Below are 15,393 nucleotides of genomic sequence, written 5' to 3'. Positions count from 1 at the left end.
TCGCGGTGGCGTTGGGGGCGCCGGGGGACCCCGCCCCCGGCCCCCCGCCCGCCCCCCGCCCCCCGGGCCGCCGGGGGGGGGGCCCCCCACGCTCAGGGCGGCGTCCGACAGGCGCAGGAAGACGCCGGGCGGCAGGTGGAACTGGAGGGCCGACCGGCGCCGTAGGAGCAGGTCGGGGAACCGGTCCTGCTCGATGAAGCGGGGCAGGTGCTCGAACCAGCGCGCACTGTTGGCCGCCTTGCGCTGGGTCATCCGCAGCTGGGCCGACCGGCGGCGGCCGTAGGCCTCGAGCGCCGGCTCGAGCGCGTCGTGCTCGGTGAGCGCGTCGGCGAGCCCCATCGCGTCCTCCAGCGCCAGCCGCGTCCCCGAGCCGATGGTGAAGTGCGTGGTGTGCGCCGCGTCCCCCACCAGGGCGACCCGGCCGTCGTGCCAGCGTGCGTTCGTGACGGCCTGGAACTCCAGCCAGGGCGCGGTGCGGTGCCCGCCGGGCTGCGGTCGCAACGCGTGCCCGTCCAGCACCCCGGCGAAGACGTCCTCCAGCCGGCGCATGGTGGCGTCGACGTCGAGCCGGTCGAAGCCGAGCCCGCGCCAGGTCTCCGGTGTCGTCTCCACGACGAAGGTGCTGGTCTCGTCGTCGAACGCGTAGGCATGGGCCCACACCCAGCCGGCCCCGGTCTCGACGAAGGGGAAGGTGAAGGAGCCGAAGACCCGGCTGGTCCCCAGCCAGATGTACTTGTTCCGCCGCTGCGCGACCGACGTGCCGAACGCCTCCGGGGCGCGGTCGCGCAGCCGGCTGTTCACCCCGTCGGCGGCGATCACGAGGTCCGCGTCCGCGAGATCGGTCCCGGCGCGTACCGGGTGGTCGTAGCGGACGACCACGCCCAGCTCACGCGCGCGGTCGGCCAGGAGCCCGAGCAGGGTCTGGCGCCCCATCGCGTAGCCGTGCCCGGAGATGCGGACCGGCTCGCGGCCCTGGACGTCGACGAGCGTGTCGACCCATCGGTGGGCGTGCTTGCGGACCTGCTGCGCCGTGGGCACGTCCCGGGCGTCGAGCTGGGTGAGCAGGTCGTCCGGGAACACGACGCCCCAGCCGTACGTGACGCCCTCGGGGAAGCGCTCGTAGACCGTCACCTCGTGCCCGGCGTCGAGCAGGCGGGCCAGGATCCCGAAGTAGAGGCCGGCCGGTCCGCCGCCGACGCACGCGATGCGCATGGCGGCGATTCTGGGGTGCCGGACGCCCCCTGACGAGGAGTTCTGTCGCGCTACGGAGTGCAACGCCGCGGCGGGGTCCGCCCCGGGCGCTCCCGGGTAGGCCGTCGCGGGACGGTGTCGGCACCGGTTTGCGGCCGCGGCCGCCGCACGGGCAGGTTGCTCCCATGGCAGATCCACAGCGCCGGGAATCCGGGCTCCTCGTGGCCGATCGCGGGCACGTCCGCGTCCTCACCCTCGACCGGCCCGAGCGCCGCAACGCGCTCTCCTCGGCGATCCAGGCCGACCTGGTCGAGGAGTTCCTGCGCTGCGCGGAGGACGGAGACGTCCGCGCCGTCGTGCTCACCGGCAACGGTCCGGCGTTCTGCGCCGGGTTCGACCTCAAGGAGATCCGCGAGGGCGACCGCCGCGGCGAGCGGTTCCGCCCGCCGATGAACCGGCCCACGCGGTCGCTGTTCGAGGTGGTCACCGAGACGCCGATCCCCGTCATCGCGGCCATCAACGGCGCCGCGGTCGCCGGTGGGTTCGAGCTGGCGCTCGCCTGTGACCTCCGGGTGGCCGCACCCGGGGTCCCGATGGGGCTGCCCGAGGCGAAGATCGGCATGGGCGCCAACTTCGGCTCCGTCGTCCTGCCCCGGCGCATCCCCATGGGCATCGCGCTGGAGCTGCTCTACACCGGCGAGTACGTGACCAGCGAGGTCGCCGAGCGGTGGGGTCTGGTCAACCGCCTCGTCCCGGCCGACGACGTCCTGCCGACCGCGCTGCGGCTGGCCGAGGCGATCGCCGCCAACGCCCCGATCTCCGTCCGGCGGATGAAGGAGACGGCGGTGAAGTCGCTGGAGCTGCCGCTGTGGCAGGCGCTGCGGCTCGACGTCGGCCCCAACCCCTACCTCAGCGAGGACCGCCGGGAGGGCATCGCCGCCCACCTGGAGAAGCGCCCGCCGCGGTGGACCGGCCGCTGACCCGCCCGGGACGTCCCCGCACCGGCGGCGTCCGGGGGGTGGTCGTCAGCTCCCGGAGAACCGCTGCTCCAGGTGCTGGACCTCGGGCAGGCCGATGAGGTCGGTGAACTCGCCGAACGTCGGCAGCCCCGTCAACGGCGGGACGCCGTCGGCCCGGAGGGAGGCGAGCAGCGACCGGATGCCCGCGGTCGCGGCCAGCAGCGTGCCGATCGGGTAGATGACCAGCGAGAAGCCGAGCTCGGTCATCCGCTCCAGGGACAGCGGGGGTGTGCGGCCGCCCTCGGCCCAGTTGAACACCAGCGGTGCCACGCCCTGGAGCTCGGTGGCCACGCGTTCGATGTCGGTCTCCGACGTGGGCGCCTCGACGAACAGCACGTCGGCGCCGGCCTCGGCGAAGGCGTGGGCGCGGGTGATCGCCTCGTCGAGGCCGTGGGTGGCCACTGCGTCGGTGCGGGCGATGAGCACGAGGTCCGGGTCGCGGCGGGCCGCGACCGCGGCGCGCAGCTTGCCCACCATCTCGTCTGCGCCGATCAGCGCCTTGCCGCTCATGTGCCCGCACTTCTTGGGCATCACCTGGTCCTCGAGCTGGATGCCGGCGACCCCGGCCTGCTCGTAGAGCTGCACCGTGCGGACGACGTTGATGGCGTTGCCGTAGCCGGTGTCGGCGTCGGCGATCACCGGGACGTCGACGGCGGCGGCGATCCGGCGGGCGTTGTCGACCATCTCCGCGCCGGTCAGCAGGCCGACGTCGGGGCGGCCGATGAGCGAGGCGGTCGTGCCGAACCCGGTCATGTAGACGACGTCGAAGCCGGCCTGTTCGACCAGCCGGGCCGACAACGCGTCGTAGGCGCCCGGTGCCATGAGCGGCTCCGGGGCGGCCAGCAGCTCGCGCAGCCGGGCCCGCGGCGACGGACGGCGACTTCCCAGCAGGTCTCCCATGACGGCCCTCTCCTCGGATGCGGTCACCAGCGGTCCTCGGCGTTCGCCGGGCACCACGCCCGTGCCATCCTCGCCGGTCCGGGTGTCGACACCCTCGTCGCAGGGCTCCCGCCCACGCCCGCGGGGCGGACGCTCGCCCTCTGGCTCGGTGTCTGGTCGGGTGAGGGGTCCGATCCGGCCGAGCGCCCCTCTGCGAGAGTGGGCGCGTGCCGAGGACCAGCGCGGGCGTGCTCCTCTACCGGGTGCGTCCCGGTGGCGTCGAGGTGCTGGTCGGGCACATGGGTGGGCCGTTCTGGGTCCGGAAGGACGACGGCGCCTGGTCGATCCCCAAGGGCGAGTACGGCGACGGCGAGGAGCCGCTCGCCGTCGCCCGGCGGGAGTTCGAGGAGGAGCTGGGTTCGCCGGTCCCGACCGCCGAGCTCGTGCCGCTCGGGGAGGTGCGCCAGTCCGGCGGCAAGCGGCTGACGGTGTGGGCGGCCGAGGGCGACCTGGACGCGGCCACCTGTCACAGCAACACCTTCGAGCTGGAGTGGCCTCCGCGGTCCGGGCGCATCCAGGAGTTCCCCGAGATCGACCGGGCGGCCTGGCTGCCGGTCGACGAGGCGCGCGCCAAGCTCGTCCAGGGCCAGGTCGCGTTCCTCGACCGGCTGCTCGAGGTCCTGCCGGGCTAGGTGGCGACCGGCGGCAGGTGCAGGTCGACGCCGAACAGCACGAGCGGCCACAGGACGACCGCCACGACCAGCGACAGCACCTCCGAGAGGCCGGCGACGCTGTTGTAGCCGTGGGTCAGGGCCACGACCACCCCGATCGCGAGGTACACGAGGCTGAACAGGGACATGCGCACGGTCGTCCTCCTCCGTCGTCGGGGAGGAGCGTGCGCCGCGGGACCGTGCGTCGCCTGCGAGCCGACTGCGGGTTCCCGGGGAGTGCCGCCGCGCCGGTCGCCGCCCGGGGAACGCGGGACGGCCGCGGCACGTCCTCAGGAGCCGACCAGCGAGCGCCACTCCCGGACGGCGAACCGGTCGGTGCCGGCGCGGGCGGTCAGTGCCGTGGCCGCGGCCGCCGACCGGGCCCGGACATCCGCTTCGTCCGCGGTCGTCAGTGCACCACCGGACACCACCAGCCGGCCGTCGACGTAGACCCGGTCGACCTCGTCGCCCCGCTGGCTGTAGACCAGTGACGAGACCGCCGCGTGCACCGGCGACGCGCAGAGGTTGGTGAGGTCCAGGACCACGACGTCGGCCCGCTTGCCGACCTCCAGGGAGCCGATCGCGTCGGCCATCCCGAGTGCGCGGGCGCCGTCGACGGTGGCCATCTCCAGGGCCTTCTCGGCGGTCATGACCTCCGGGTTCCGGTGCACCCCCTTGTGCAGGAGCGCGGCGAACTTCATCGCCTGCAGCATCGAGTGGTTCGACGACGAGGCCGGGCCGTCCGACGCCAGGCCGACGGTGATGCCGCGCCGGTGCATCGCCGGGACGGGGGCGAAGCCGGAGCCGAGGTAGAGGTTGGAGCACGGGTTGTGCGACACCGTGGTGCCGGTCTCCTGGAGGAGGTCCAGGTCGTGCGCGTCCACCTGGACGCAGTGCGCCGCCAGGAGATCGGGACCCAGGAGCCCGGTGTGCGCGGCGAACGGCACATCCCGCATCCCGTACCGGCGGACGGACTCCTCGACGTCGAACGGCGACTCGGCCAGGTGCATGGTGACCAGCGCCCCGGTGGCGTCGGCCAGGGCCCGCGTCTCCCGGAGCGTCGGCTCGTCCACCGTCCAGCTCATGCACGGGGCCAGCCCGACGGTCACCCGCGACCCGGGCCGGTTGCGTGCGCCGATCAACCGCTCGGCGTCGGACAGCGCGACGTCCAGCGGTTGCACCAGCGGCTCCGGGGCCCCCACGTCGGTCCCGGCGGTCATGTACCCCCGGGCCATCACGCCTCGGATGCCGATGTCGTCCATCGCCGACGCCACCGCGTCCCCGAGCCCGGGACGCGGGTGCACGTACATGAAGTCGAGCAGGGTGGTCGTGCCGGTGGTCAGGGCCTCGGCGCAGCCGTGCAGCGCGCCGGCGTAGCAGTCCTCCGGCGTGAGCTCGACCGCGGACGGCCCGGTCATCGTCAGGAACCAGTCCGACAGCACCCGGTCGTCCCCGAGCCCCTTGAGCAGGGTCTGGAAGAGGTGGGTGTGGGTGTTGACGAAGCCAGGGAGCACCAGCCGGCCGGCACAGTCGACCACGTCCGCCCCGGGGTGGGCCGCGCGCACCTCGGCGGCCGGGCCGACCGCGAGCAGCTCGTCGGAGAAGGCGACGGCGCCGTCGTGCAGCACGCGGCGCTCGCCGTCCATGGTCACCACGGTCCCGCCGGACAGGACGGTGACCGACGTCGGCGGGGTCACGCCGGTGCCTCCGCCGACCGCAGCAGCTGCCACACGACGGCCGGCTTGAGTGGGGTGCGGGTGACCCGCACGCCGAGGTGCTCGATGGCGTCGGCCACGGCGTTGGCGACGGCGGAGTGGCCGCCGATGGCGCCGCCCTCGCCCATGCCCTTGACGCCCAGCGGGTTGAGCGGGGACTTGGACTCCAGGTGACCGATCTCGACGTCCGGTACGTCCAGCGACCCGGGGAGCAGGTAGTCCATGAACGACGTCGACTGCGGCTGGCCGTCGGGACCGTAGACCAGTTCCTCCATCAGCGCCCCGCCCAGCCCCTGGGCCACGCCGCCGACGATCTGCCCCTCGGCGTTGCGGGGGTTGATGATCGTGCCGGCGTCGTTGACCACCACGTACCGGGTGACGGTCGTGTAGCCGGTGGCGGGGTCGACCTCCACCTCGGCGATGTGGATGCCGTAGGAGTACGGGGCGGCGAGGTTCTCGAAGTACTGCACCGACTCCAGGTCCGGCGCCATGCCCACCGGCCGGCTGCCCCCGGGGCTGGCGGCCGCCGCCACCTGCGCCCAGGTCACCGACGCGGCCGGCACACCCCTGACCGCGAAGGCACCGTCCTCGAGGACGAGGTCGCCCGGGTCGGCCTCCAGGAGGTGCGCGGCCAGCTCCTCGGCCTTCTGCCGCACCGTCCGGGCGGCCATCACCACGGCCGTGCCGGCCATGACGGCGTTGCGGCTGGCGTAGGTCCCCATGCCGAACGGCAGCCGGCCGGTGTCGCCGAACACGACCTTGATGGAGTCGTGCGGCACCTGCAGCTCGTCGGCGGCGATCTGGGACAGCATGGTCGCGGTGCCCTGTCCCATCGGGGCGGCGCCGGAGACGATGGTGACCTCCCCGGTGGGGTCCACCCGCACACTGCCGCCCTCGAAGGGGCCGGGGCCGGTGATCTGGTGGTAGACGCAGATGCCCAGGCCGATCAGCCGGCCCTCCTCGCGCGCCGCCTGCTGGCGGGCCGCGAAGCCGGCGTAGTCGATCATCTCCAGCGCCTGGTCCAGCCCCGCCGGGAAGTCGCCGCTGTCGAGCACCACGGCCGCCTCCAGCGAGGCCAGCCCGGTGTCGAAGGGCAGCTCCTCGGGGGTCAGCAGGTTCTTCCGGCGCAGCTCGGCGCGGTCGATGCCCAGCTCGCGGGCGACGATGTCCAGCAGCCGCTCCCGGGCGAACGTCGCCTCGGGCGCGCCGGCCCCGCGGTAGGGGGACGCCGGCGCCTTGTTGGTCGAGGCGCACACCGCCTCGACCCGGTACGCGGGCACCCGGTAGACCCCGCCCAGGCTGGTCGCGGCGAGGGAGGCGTTGATGACGCCGAGTGGTCGCTGGTAGGCCCCGCAGTCGGTGACGTGCCGGGCCCGCAGGCCGAGGATCGTGCCGTCGGCGCGCAGCGCGATCTCCACCTCGTGGACCTGCTCGCGGGAGTGGGCGATGGACAGGAAGTGCTCGTTGCGGTCCTCGATCCACTTGACCGGCCGGCCGGTGCGGGCGGCGGCGAAGGGCACGAGGAAGTCCTCGCTGTTGAAGTCGGCCTTGACGCCGAACCCGCCGCCGATGTCGGGGATGAGCACCCGGATCGCGCGCACCGGCAGACCGAGCATCCCGGCGAGGATGGTGCGCACCGTGTGCGGCCACTGGGTGGAGTCCCAGACGGTGAGCTCGCCGCTGACGGCGTCCCGCGAGGCGACGACGCCGCGGGTCTCCAGCGGGATGCCCGTGTACCGCTGCATGTCGAGTCGCTCACGCACCACGTGGTCGGCGGCGGCGAAGGCGGCGTCGACGTCGCCGTACTCGTAGACCGAGCGGGCGGCCACGTTGTCCGGCGCGTTGGCGTGCAGCACCGGCGCGCCGGGCGAGACGGCCTCGACCGCGTCGACGACCGCGTCGAGCGGCTCGTACTCGACCTCGATCAGCTCGAGGGCGTCCTCGGCGACGTGCCGGCTCTCGGCGACCACGACGGCGACCGGCTCCCCGACGAACCGGACGGTGTCGGTGGCCAGCGGGTACTGCGGCGCGGGGTGGAAGGTCTCCAGCGCGAAGAGGGCGGGGATCGCCGGCGGCTCGGCACCCAGGTCGGCGGCGGAGAAGGCGTCCACGACACCGGGGAGGCCGCGGGCGGCGCGCACGTCGACCGACAGCAGCCTCGCGTGCGCGTGCGGGCTGCGCAGGATCGCCATGTGCTGCAGGCCGGGCAGGCTGATGTCGTCGACGTAGGCCGCCTCGCCGCGCAGCAGCCGGGGGTCCTCCAGGCGCTTGACGTTCGCGCCGATCGTCTGCACGCCCATGTCAGCGCTCCCAGGTCCGGTCGGCGGCCTGGACCGAGCGGACGATGCCCTGGTAGCCGGTGCACCGGCAGAGGTTGCCCGACAGCGCCTCGCGGATCTCGGCCTCGTCGGCCCCGCGGTGCTCCCGGAGGAAGTCGTGGGTGGTCAGCAGGATGCCGGGGGTGCAGAAGCCGCACTGCAGGCCGTGGTGGTCCCAGAACGCCTGCTGGATCGGGTGCAGTTCCTCGCCGTCGGCCAGGCCCTCCACGGTGGTGAACTCCGCACCGTCGGCCTGGACGGCGAACATCAGGCAGGCGCGGATCGGCTCGCCGTCCATCAGCACCGTGCACGCGCCGCACACCCCGTGCTCACACCCCACGTGGGTGCCGGTCAGACCCAGGTCCTCGCGCAGGAAGTCGGCCAGCGAGCGCCGCACCGGCACGTTCCGCTCGTGGACGGTGCCGTTCACCGTCACGCGGATCGACGTCTCCGCGACCGGCGTTCCGGTTGCCGCCGCGGGGCGGTCCTCGACGTGCATCGGATGCTCTCCTCCTCGGCCGGTCTGGGCCGGCGTGCTGGTCGGTTCGGTGGTGGCAGGGCGCAGCGGCACGGTCACGCCGCCGCGGCGGAGGGGAGGCCGGTCGCCTCGGTGAGAGCGCGCTCCAGCAGGTGGGCCGCCAGTGCGCGCCGGTACTCGGCGGGGCCGTGCACGTCCGGCGGCGGATCCAGGGTGGCCGCGTAGTCGGCGGCCAGCCTCGCGAAGGTGGCCGGCGCCGGTGCCTGGCCGACCAGCCGGTCGACGAGCTCGTGGGCCTTCACCGTCCCCCCGGACACACCTGCCAGGGCGACCCCGGCCCGGCTGACCCGGCCGTCCTCCACGGTGACCACGGCAGCGACCGCCACCTGGGCGAAGTCGCCCCGGCGACGGCTCACCTCCAGGAAGGAGGTGCCCGTGCCGACCGGCCAGGCGGGCAGTCGGATGGCGACGAGGAGCTCCTCCGGCGCCAGGCAGGTCGTGAAGAAGCCCTCGAAGAACTCGTCCGGCCCGACCTCACGCCGGCCTGCGGCGCTGCGCAGGGACAGGGTGGCGCCGAGGGCCGTGACGGCGGCGGGCAGCTCCGCCGCGGGGTCGGCGTGCGCGAGGCTGCCGCCGAGCGTGCCGCGGGTACGGATCTGCTTGTGCCCGACGTGCGCCGCGGCCCCGGACAGCAGCGACCACGCCGACCGCGGCGGCAGCAGGCCGGGGAGCCGGGTCTCCAGAGCCCGCTGGCGGACGGTGGCCCCGAGGGTGAGCGAGTCGTCGGTCGCCGTGACGTCGTCGAGCCCGGCGACGTGGTTGACGTCGACGAGGACCGCCGGCCGGGCGAGCCGGAAGTTGAGCATCGGCACCAGGCTCTGGCCACCGGCCAGGATCTTGGCCTCGTCGCCGTGCTCGCGCAGCACGTCGAGGGTCTCCTCGATCGTGGTGGGCGCGAGGTAGTCGAACGGAGCAGGCTTCACGGAACTCTCTCTCCCTCCGGCCACGGGGGCGGTCGGCTCCCCGCGGTCCGGGACCATCGTGGCGGGAGGGACCCCGCTGCTCCATGGACATCCTGGTGCGACTTGTGCCGGTGGGACTGGACGTTCTGTCCGGCCGTTGATGGACTCCGCGCATGGTCACCACGCTCGGCGAGGTCCTGCGGCTCGACGCGCTCCGGCGCGCCGCGCCCGAGGTCGTCGTCGGGGCGGACCTCCTCGACCGGCCGGTGCGCTGGGTGCACACCAGCGAGCTGGCCGAGGCGGCCTACCTGCTCAAGGGCGGGGAGCTGTTGCTGACCACCGGGCTGGGCATCGGCGGCCGCGGCGCGGTGGGGGAGGCCGCCTACGTCGCCGCGCTCGCCGAGCGCGGCGCCGCGGCGCTGGCCCTGGAGTTGGGGTGGACGTTCCCCGAGGCACCGGCCGCGCTGGTCGCCGCGTGCAGGGAGCACGCGCTGCCGTTGGTGGTGCTCCGGGAGGTGGTGCCCTTCGTCGAGATGACCGAGCAGATCCAGACGGTGCTCCTGGAGCGCGCCGCGGCCGGCGCACGCCGCGAGCGCGACGTGCGCCAGGTGCTGACCGACGCGCTCCTCGACGGGGCCGGCCCCCAGGAACTCGCGACGGTCATGTCCGAGCTCGCCGGGGCCCCGGTCGTCGTCACCACGGCCGACGGCGCTCTCGTGGCCGCCGCCGGGCAGACCCCCGGCGCCACCCGACGTCGCGGCCGGCCGGTGGTCCGCCGCGACGTCGTCCTGCTGGAACGGCACTGGGGGCAGGTGGCGGTCCTGCCGCCCGGCCGTCCCGAGGACCCGGCGCTCCCCGTCGTGGTGTCGTACGGCGCGGAGGCGCTCGGGCTGTCCCTGCTGCGCTCGGCCGTCGGCGGTGACCTCGACGACCGCCGCCGCCAGCTGCTCACCGACCTCATCGAGCGGCGCTGGCGGACGCCGGGCGAGCTGGTCACCCGGGCGCGCGTGCTCGGCCTGCCGTTCCCTCCGGAGGGCCGGTACGCGGCGCTGGTCGTGACCGATCTGGGCCGCGCAGACCTCGACGCCGTCGTCCGCGCGGTGGGTTCGGCGCTGGCCGCGGGCACCGCCCTCGTGGCCGACGTGGGCACCGACGTCGTCGCCGTCGTCCGCACGTCGGCGGTGCTGGCCGCCGCGCGGGCCGTGCTGTCCGCGGTCGACGCCCTCGGGGTGACCGGCGCCCGGGTGGTGGCCGGCACCGTGGTCGCCGCGTTGGAGGACGTCGACCGCTCCATCGGACGGGCACGCAGCGCCCTGCACCTCGCCGACCCCGGCCAGCGTGTCGTCGCGGCCGGCGCGATGACGGCCCGGCTGCTGCTGGACGGCGTCCGCCAGGACCCGCTGGCCGAGCAGCTCGTCGGCGAGGAGATCGGCCGGCTCGTCGCCCACGACGCCGCCTCCGGGAGCGAGCTGGTGCACACACTGCGCACCTACCTGGCGCACTCGTCGTCGAAGGTACGGACGGCGGAGGCGCTGCGGCTGCGACGGCAGACGCTGTACCTGCGGTTGCAGCGGATCGAGGAGCTCATCGGGGACGTGCACGCCCCGCAGCGGCACGCGGCGCTGGTGCTGGCCCTGGCCCTGGCGGACCTCCCGGAGCCGATCGCACGCCGCGGGCGGGACTGACGACCCGGCAGGGCGCTGCCGCCCGGCCGTGAACGCCGCGTCGGTTTCATAACGGTCCGTTGACGTGTCGTCCCACCCATCCCGCGACCGGCTGGGCGGGCCGTCGTCCCTGGCAGGGTGCGCAGTCGAGCGAAGTCGACCGGACTTCCGACACCGAGGAGGCACCCCATGGCGTGCGCACAGTGCGGGGCGGCCGAGCAGCACGGCCGGTTCTGCGTCGGCTGCGGCAGGGCCGTTCCGCCGTCCACCCGTCCGGCTCCCCGTCCGCGGTCCCCGCTGGCCGACGAGCTGACCCAGCCCGTGCTGCGGCTCGAGCGTCCCTCGAGGCCCGCCGTCCCCGCCCGCTGACGACGCTCCGCGCAGGGGTGGACGACGGCGTCCGGCCCTGCGCGGCGGCAAGCGTGACGTGGTTCACTGCTAGCAATCCGCTTGCAGGAGTTAGCGTTCCGCCCGACCGGGGCACTCCCGAGACGTCAGGTCATCCCCGATGTCAGGAGTCCTCCTGTGACCGACACCGTCCGCACGGCCGACACGGCCAAGATCGTCAACCAGCTCCGCGCCCTCCTCCTGCTCACGCAGACCGAGGAGCAGGTCGCGCGCACCCGCGTGACCCAGGCGCGTACCGACGCGGTCCGCCGCGAGCTGACCCAGAACGCCGACAACGCCGCCGACCGCACCAAGGCGATCACCGAGCAGCTGCGCGCGCTCGGTGGCGTGCCCGACGTGGTGACCCCGGCCGTCGGCCGGCTGGCCGCCGTCCTCAAGGCCACCTTCGAGCAGGCCGAGCCGATCGAGGAGGCCCTGCTGCAGGACCTCCAGCTCGAGCACCAGCTGCTCGACCGCGCCACCCACCTCAAGGTGCTCGCCGAGAAGGCCGAGCTGCCCCAGGTCAAGGCGCTCGCCGAGCGCCTGGTGACCGCCCACTCGGCCACCCTCGAGTGGCTGACCGTCGTGCTGGCCGAGGAGGCCCTCGGCGGCCCCGCCGCGCTGCGCCCGACGCCGTTCCAGCGGGTCGCCGGCACCGCCGTCCGTGCGGCCAACGCCCCGGTGCGCCTGGTGGCCAACGTCGTCAACGACGCCGTCGACACCGCGCAGCAGCGCCGGGAGCAGGCCGGCGAGAAGCTCGGCCAGGTCGCCGGCAAGGCCGGCTCGTTCACCGACGCGGTGCGCGAGACGCTCACCGTGGGCCGCAGCGCCGCCCTGCGCCGCGCCGAGCGGATCGCCCGCCGCGAGGGTGACCGCGAGACCGCCGAGGCCGCCAAGGCCGCCCGCGAGGAGCTCGGCGACGTCACCGCCGACGAGCTGCCCATCAAGGGCTACGACTCGCTGTCCACGCAGGACGCGATCAAGGCGGTCAAGCAGCTGCGCACCGCGCACGACGTCAACGTGGTCATCCGCTACGAGGAGACCCACAAGAACCGGTCCAGCGTGGTCAGCGCGACCCAGACCCGCCTGGCCGACCTGGCCAAGGAGGCCGTGGGCGTCGACAGCTGACGCGTCCCGGCACCAGGAGGGCCCGCACCCGGACACCGGGTGCGGGCCCTCCCGCGTCCCGGTGCCGAGGCGGTGGTGCAGCCGGACCCGGCCGCCGTCGAGTCGCCGACCCTGCCCGAGCACCGGCCCGCCGGGCGGCCGTCCGGCGCCGTACCGGTGCCGGGAGCCGGCGACGTGGACGACGACGTGGAGGCGCCCGGTCACGTCCGGGTGACGAGGATCGCAGCGGGTTTGACCCGCCGACGCACCCGGGGATGGGATGCCCCATGAGCATCACACCGGACGCCCTGGAGCAGGAGTTCTCCCTGACGACGGCCGTCACCCGCCTGGACTTCCTGAGCCGGCGGGACAGCGGGGCGACCACCTCCGACTCCGTCGCCGAGGTCGACGAGGACGACTGGAGCTCCTTCAAGGAGGCGGCCACGTCGCTGGACGTGCCGGAGTCCCTGGAGCTGCTCGCGCTCGGGGAGGTCGTGGCCCGCAAGGCCCGGGACAGCCAGCTGGTGGGCTTCCGCGCGGCGCTGCGCGGCGGGGCCAGCTGGGCCCAGATCGCGGCCGCCGTCGACTGCACGCCGGAGGAGGCGTGGACCGCCTACCACCGGTTGATCGAGCGCCAGGAGCGCGCGCGGGTACTCGACCCCGACGCCGCGGCCGCCGCCCGCGAGCTCGCCGGCGCGCGCCCCGGGCGCTGACGGGGGCACCGCCCCGGTCGGGGACCGGTCAGCCGACCTCGACGCCGCGCCAGAACGCGACCCGGCCGGTGATCTCGCGGGCGGCGTCCTCCGGCTCCGCGTAGAACCACACCGCGTCGCGGTTGGTCCGCCCGTCGACCTCCAGCGAGTAGTACGACGCCGTTCCCTTCCACGGGCAGGAGGTGGTCGTCTCCGACGGACGCAGGACGTCGTCGCGCACCGCCTCCCGGGGGAAGTACGTGTTGCCCTCGACGACGACGATGTCGTCGGACTCGGCGATGACGGTCCCGTTCCAGCTCGCGGTGGCCATGTGACCGGCAACACCCCGGCCCCGGAGCGCATTCCGGGGCCGGGGTGTCCACGGTCGGCCGGTCAGCCGCCCTGGATGTGCCGGACCACCGCCTCGAGCTCCTCCGACGGCGAGAAGTCCACGTACTCGCAGTCCTCGAGCGCCACCGGGGCGTGGCCCGCGGCCCAGTAGAACGCCTGCCCGGCTCCGTACTTCGTGACGCCGCCGTCGGCGTGCATCGCGAGGCTGCCGCGGATCATGTAGCCCCAGTGCGGGCAGGGGCACGCGTCCCCGGGGAGACCGGCCAGCGCGGGGCGCAGGTCGGTCCCGGCGGGCAGGCGGACCCAGGCGATGCTCATGTCCCCGACCCGGGTCGTGCGGAAGTCCACGCCGTTGCCCTCGATCGCCACGGGCAGTGCGGTCCGGTCGATCGCCTGCATGGTGCTCACCCCTCTCCGGGCCGGGCCCGGCTCACGGCCGGATGTTCTGGTTGAGGTGGAACAGGTTGCCGGGGTCGTAGGTGCGCTTGACCGCCCGCAGCCGCTCGTAGTTGGCGCCGTAGTTCTCCGGCGCCTTGTGGTGGTCGTCGCCCGAGGCGAAGTTGACGTAGCCACCGGTGTCGGAGTGCGGGGCGACCGCGGCGTGGTAGTCGCGCACCCACCGGATGCCCGCCTCGCTGTCGGCCGGGTCGGGCCAGAACCCCGCGATGTTGGCCGCGAAGGTGGCCTCCCGGTGGCCGAAGGCGGTCGCGTCCGGCGCGACGTCGTGCACGGCACCGTTGATCGGGTACAGGTGCATGCCCGAGCTGGCCGAGGGCACCCGTGAGCCGTGCTCGACGTGGGCGGCGATCGCCTCGTCGGTGAGGTCGGTGACGAACACGGCCTTCCAGTAGTTCTGCAGCCCCGGCGGGAGCAGCGGGTCGAACAGCGAGTTGAGCGCGGGGTACGGCATCGGGCCGACGTGCTCGGCCATCGGCCGGGCCACCTGCCGGAACCGGTCGAGCACCCGTTCCCCCTCGGCCGGTGACCCCGTCCAGCAGGAGACGACGGCGGCGAACGACTCGCCGACCCGGTCCTCGGGGATGAACGGCAGCGGCGGGGCCTGGTGGAACCCGGGGTAGCCGCCGTACTCGCGCGGCGCGTCGCGGATGAAGTCGCGGAAGAACGCGAGGACCGCCGCCGCGTCGGAGAGCTCGAAGAACATCGGGCCGCCGAGGATGGTCCCCACGGGGTGGACGCGGTAGGTGAACCGGGTGACGACGCCGAAGTTGCCGCCCCCGCCGCGCAGCGCCCAGAACAGGTCGGCGTTCTCGTTCTCGTCCGCGGTGACCACCGTGCCGTCGGCCAGCACGACCTCGGCCGCCAGGAGGTTGTCGCAGGACAGCCCGTAGCCCCGGCACAGGTAGCCGATCCCGCCGCCGAGGGTCAGGCCTCCGATCCCGGTCGTCGAGACGATGCCCCCGGTGGTGGCCAGCCCCGAGGCCGCCGTCGCGTCGTTGAACCGGCCCCACGTGGTGCCGCCGCCGGCCGACGCCGTCCGCAGCTCGGGGTCGACGTCCACCGCCTGCATCATCGACAGGTCGGCGACGACGGCGCCGTCCCCCGTGCCGAAGCCGGGCACGCTGTGCCCGCCGCCCCGGACGGCGAGGTCGCGGCCGTTCTCCGCCGCGTACCGCACCACCGCGGCCACGTCGTCGGCGCCGGCGCAGCGCACGACCAGGTCGGGGTGGGCGTCGATCATGCCGTTGTAGACCCTGCGGGCCTGCTCGTAGTCGTCGTCCCCCGGACGGATCACCTGGCCCCGTACGCGGTCGGCGAGCGTCCCGGGCAGCTGTGTCGTCATGACCACTCCTCGGTGCCGGTTCTGGATGGGCGCGACGCTAGGGAGACCGGTGGGTGCGCACATGACCAGATGTGCGGGAATCGCCGAGGTGGTCCGCGTGGTCAGTTCTGGCCATCGAC

At 74.3% G+C, this 15,393-nt stretch carries 16 protein-coding genes; 6 read left to right on the top strand and 10 right to left on the bottom strand.

Features of this window, described 5'->3' with window-relative positions; translation table 11 throughout:
- Positions 1-1,212: FAD-dependent monooxygenase (locus ACI78V_RS19685; protein WP_456853822.1), on the bottom strand; the 1,212-nt coding region annotated here is incomplete at its 3' end.
- A gap of 164 nt (positions 1,213-1,376) precedes the next feature.
- Between ACI78V_RS19685 and ACI78V_RS19680 the strand changes: the two genes are divergently transcribed.
- Positions 1,377-2,171 (top strand): enoyl-CoA hydratase/isomerase family protein, encoded by a 795-nt coding sequence (locus ACI78V_RS19680; RefSeq protein WP_456853820.1) that lies wholly within the window; start codon positions 1,377-1,379, stop codon positions 2,169-2,171.
- A gap of 45 nt (positions 2,172-2,216) precedes the next feature.
- Here ACI78V_RS19680 and ACI78V_RS19675 read toward each other — a convergent pair whose 3' ends face one another.
- Positions 2,217-3,110, bottom strand: a complete 894-nt coding sequence (locus tag ACI78V_RS19675; protein ID WP_456853818.1) for an isocitrate lyase/PEP mutase family protein — start codon at positions 3,108-3,110, stop codon at positions 2,217-2,219.
- Positions 3,111-3,316: 206 nt separating this feature from the next.
- Here ACI78V_RS19675 and ACI78V_RS19670 point away from each other — a divergent pair, with 206 nt between their 5' ends.
- Complete coding sequence (locus tag ACI78V_RS19670; RefSeq protein ID WP_456853817.1) at positions 3,317-3,781, top strand: NUDIX domain-containing protein; 465 nt, start codon at positions 3,317-3,319, stop codon at positions 3,779-3,781.
- On the opposite strand, the gene ACI78V_RS19665 is transcribed toward ACI78V_RS19670, so the two are convergent.
- The 5 genes from ACI78V_RS19665 to ACI78V_RS19645 all read right to left on the bottom strand — a co-directional run bounded on the left by ACI78V_RS19665 (position 3,778) and on the right by ACI78V_RS19645 (position 9,293).
- Positions 3,778-3,954 carry a hypothetical protein gene (locus ACI78V_RS19665; protein WP_456853815.1) on the bottom strand — a complete coding sequence of 59 codons (177 nt, stop codon included), beginning with the start codon at positions 3,952-3,954 and terminating at the stop codon, positions 3,778-3,780. The two genes, ACI78V_RS19670 and ACI78V_RS19665, sit on opposite strands and share 4 nt — an antisense overlap.
- Positions 3,955-4,089: 135 nt before the next feature.
- A complete protein-coding gene (locus ACI78V_RS19660) occupies positions 4,090-5,496 on the bottom strand; it encodes an amidohydrolase family protein (protein WP_456853813.1) in 1,407 nt (468 codons plus the stop codon).
- On the bottom strand, positions 5,493-7,814 hold the full coding sequence (locus ACI78V_RS19655) for a xanthine dehydrogenase family protein molybdopterin-binding subunit (protein ID WP_456853811.1): 2,322 nt from the start codon (positions 7,812-7,814) through the stop codon (positions 5,493-5,495). Before ACI78V_RS19655 ends, ACI78V_RS19660 begins: the two co-directional genes overlap by 4 nt.
- Position 7,815: 1 nt before the next feature.
- Positions 7,816-8,331 carry a (2Fe-2S)-binding protein gene (locus tag ACI78V_RS19650; RefSeq protein ID WP_456853809.1) on the bottom strand — a complete coding sequence of 172 codons (516 nt, stop codon included), beginning with the start codon at positions 8,329-8,331 and terminating at the stop codon, positions 7,816-7,818.
- A gap of 74 nt (positions 8,332-8,405) precedes the next feature.
- Positions 8,406-9,293: an FAD binding domain-containing protein gene (locus tag ACI78V_RS19645; protein ID WP_456853807.1), complete on the bottom strand. Its 888-nt coding sequence runs from the start codon at positions 9,291-9,293 to the stop codon at positions 8,406-8,408.
- A 152-nt stretch (positions 9,294-9,445) separates the two neighbouring features.
- Between ACI78V_RS19645 and ACI78V_RS19640 the strand changes: the two genes are divergently transcribed.
- The 4 genes from ACI78V_RS19640 (at position 9,446) to ACI78V_RS19625 (ending at position 13,143) form a co-directional block, all read left to right on the top strand.
- Entirely contained in the window at positions 9,446-10,957 is a 1,512-nt protein-coding gene (locus ACI78V_RS19640) for a PucR family transcriptional regulator (protein ID WP_456853806.1), read from the top strand.
- Positions 10,958-11,125: 168 nt separating this feature from the next.
- Positions 11,126-11,305: a hypothetical protein gene (locus ACI78V_RS19635; protein WP_456853804.1), complete on the top strand. Its 180-nt coding sequence runs from the start codon at positions 11,126-11,128 to the stop codon at positions 11,303-11,305.
- A gap of 156 nt (positions 11,306-11,461) precedes the next feature.
- Positions 11,462-12,451, top strand: coding sequence for a ferritin-like domain-containing protein (locus ACI78V_RS19630; RefSeq protein WP_456853802.1), 990 nt, complete (start codon positions 11,462-11,464; stop codon positions 12,449-12,451).
- A 266-nt stretch (positions 12,452-12,717) separates the two neighbouring features.
- On the top strand, positions 12,718-13,143 hold the full coding sequence (locus tag ACI78V_RS19625; protein WP_456853801.1) for a hypothetical protein: 426 nt from the start codon (positions 12,718-12,720) through the stop codon (positions 13,141-13,143).
- Positions 13,144-13,171: 28 nt separating this feature from the next.
- Here ACI78V_RS19625 and ACI78V_RS19620 read toward each other — a convergent pair whose 3' ends face one another.
- The 3 genes from ACI78V_RS19620 to ACI78V_RS19610 form a co-directional block, all read right to left on the bottom strand.
- Positions 13,172-13,453, bottom strand: coding sequence for a DUF427 domain-containing protein (locus ACI78V_RS19620; RefSeq protein WP_456853799.1), 282 nt, complete (start codon positions 13,451-13,453; stop codon positions 13,172-13,174).
- Positions 13,454-13,515: 62 nt separating this feature from the next.
- Positions 13,516-13,872 (bottom strand): hypothetical protein, encoded by a 357-nt coding sequence (locus tag ACI78V_RS19615; protein ID WP_456853823.1) that lies wholly within the window; start codon positions 13,870-13,872, stop codon positions 13,516-13,518.
- Positions 13,873-13,903: 31 nt separating this feature from the next.
- Positions 13,904-15,274, bottom strand: a complete 1,371-nt coding sequence (locus ACI78V_RS19610; protein ID WP_456853797.1) for an FAD-binding oxidoreductase — start codon at positions 15,272-15,274, stop codon at positions 13,904-13,906.
- Between the last annotated feature and the right edge of the window lie 119 nt (positions 15,275-15,393).

It is taken from the genome of Geodermatophilus sp. SYSU D00742 (genome assembly GCF_054049935.1).
Note: the sequence above shows the minus strand (reverse complement) of the source record. Positions and strands in the feature narration are given on the sequence as shown.

What these genes read in the sequence shown, in the direction of transcription:
- ACI78V_RS19625 (WP_456853801.1), top strand. Translation starts at nt 12,718, where the DNA reads ATGAGCATCACACCGGACGCCCTGGAGCAGGAGTTCTCCCTGACGACG.
- ACI78V_RS19680 (WP_456853820.1), top strand. Translation starts at nt 1,377, where the DNA reads ATGGCAGATCCACAGCGCCGGGAATCCGGGCTCCTCGTGGCCGATCGC.
- ACI78V_RS19675 (WP_456853818.1), bottom strand. Translation starts at nt 3,110, where the DNA reads ATGGGAGACCTGCTGGGAAGTCGCCGTCCGTCGCCGCGGGCCCGGCTG.
- ACI78V_RS19640 (WP_456853806.1), top strand. Translation starts at nt 9,446, where the DNA reads ATGGTCACCACGCTCGGCGAGGTCCTGCGGCTCGACGCGCTCCGGCGC.
- ACI78V_RS19655 (WP_456853811.1), bottom strand. Translation starts at nt 7,814, where the DNA reads ATGGGCGTGCAGACGATCGGCGCGAACGTCAAGCGCCTGGAGGACCCC.
- ACI78V_RS19620 (WP_456853799.1), bottom strand. Translation starts at nt 13,453, where the DNA reads ATGGCCACCGCGAGCTGGAACGGGACCGTCATCGCCGAGTCCGACGAC.
- ACI78V_RS19615 (WP_456853823.1), bottom strand. Translation starts at nt 13,872, where the DNA reads ATGCAGGCGATCGACCGGACCGCACTGCCCGTGGCGATCGAGGGCAAC.
- ACI78V_RS19650 (WP_456853809.1), bottom strand. Translation starts at nt 8,331, where the DNA reads ATGCACGTCGAGGACCGCCCCGCGGCGGCAACCGGAACGCCGGTCGCG.
- ACI78V_RS19610 (WP_456853797.1), bottom strand. Translation starts at nt 15,274, where the DNA reads ATGACGACACAGCTGCCCGGGACGCTCGCCGACCGCGTACGGGGCCAG.
- ACI78V_RS19635 (WP_456853804.1), top strand. Translation starts at nt 11,126, where the DNA reads ATGGCGTGCGCACAGTGCGGGGCGGCCGAGCAGCACGGCCGGTTCTGC.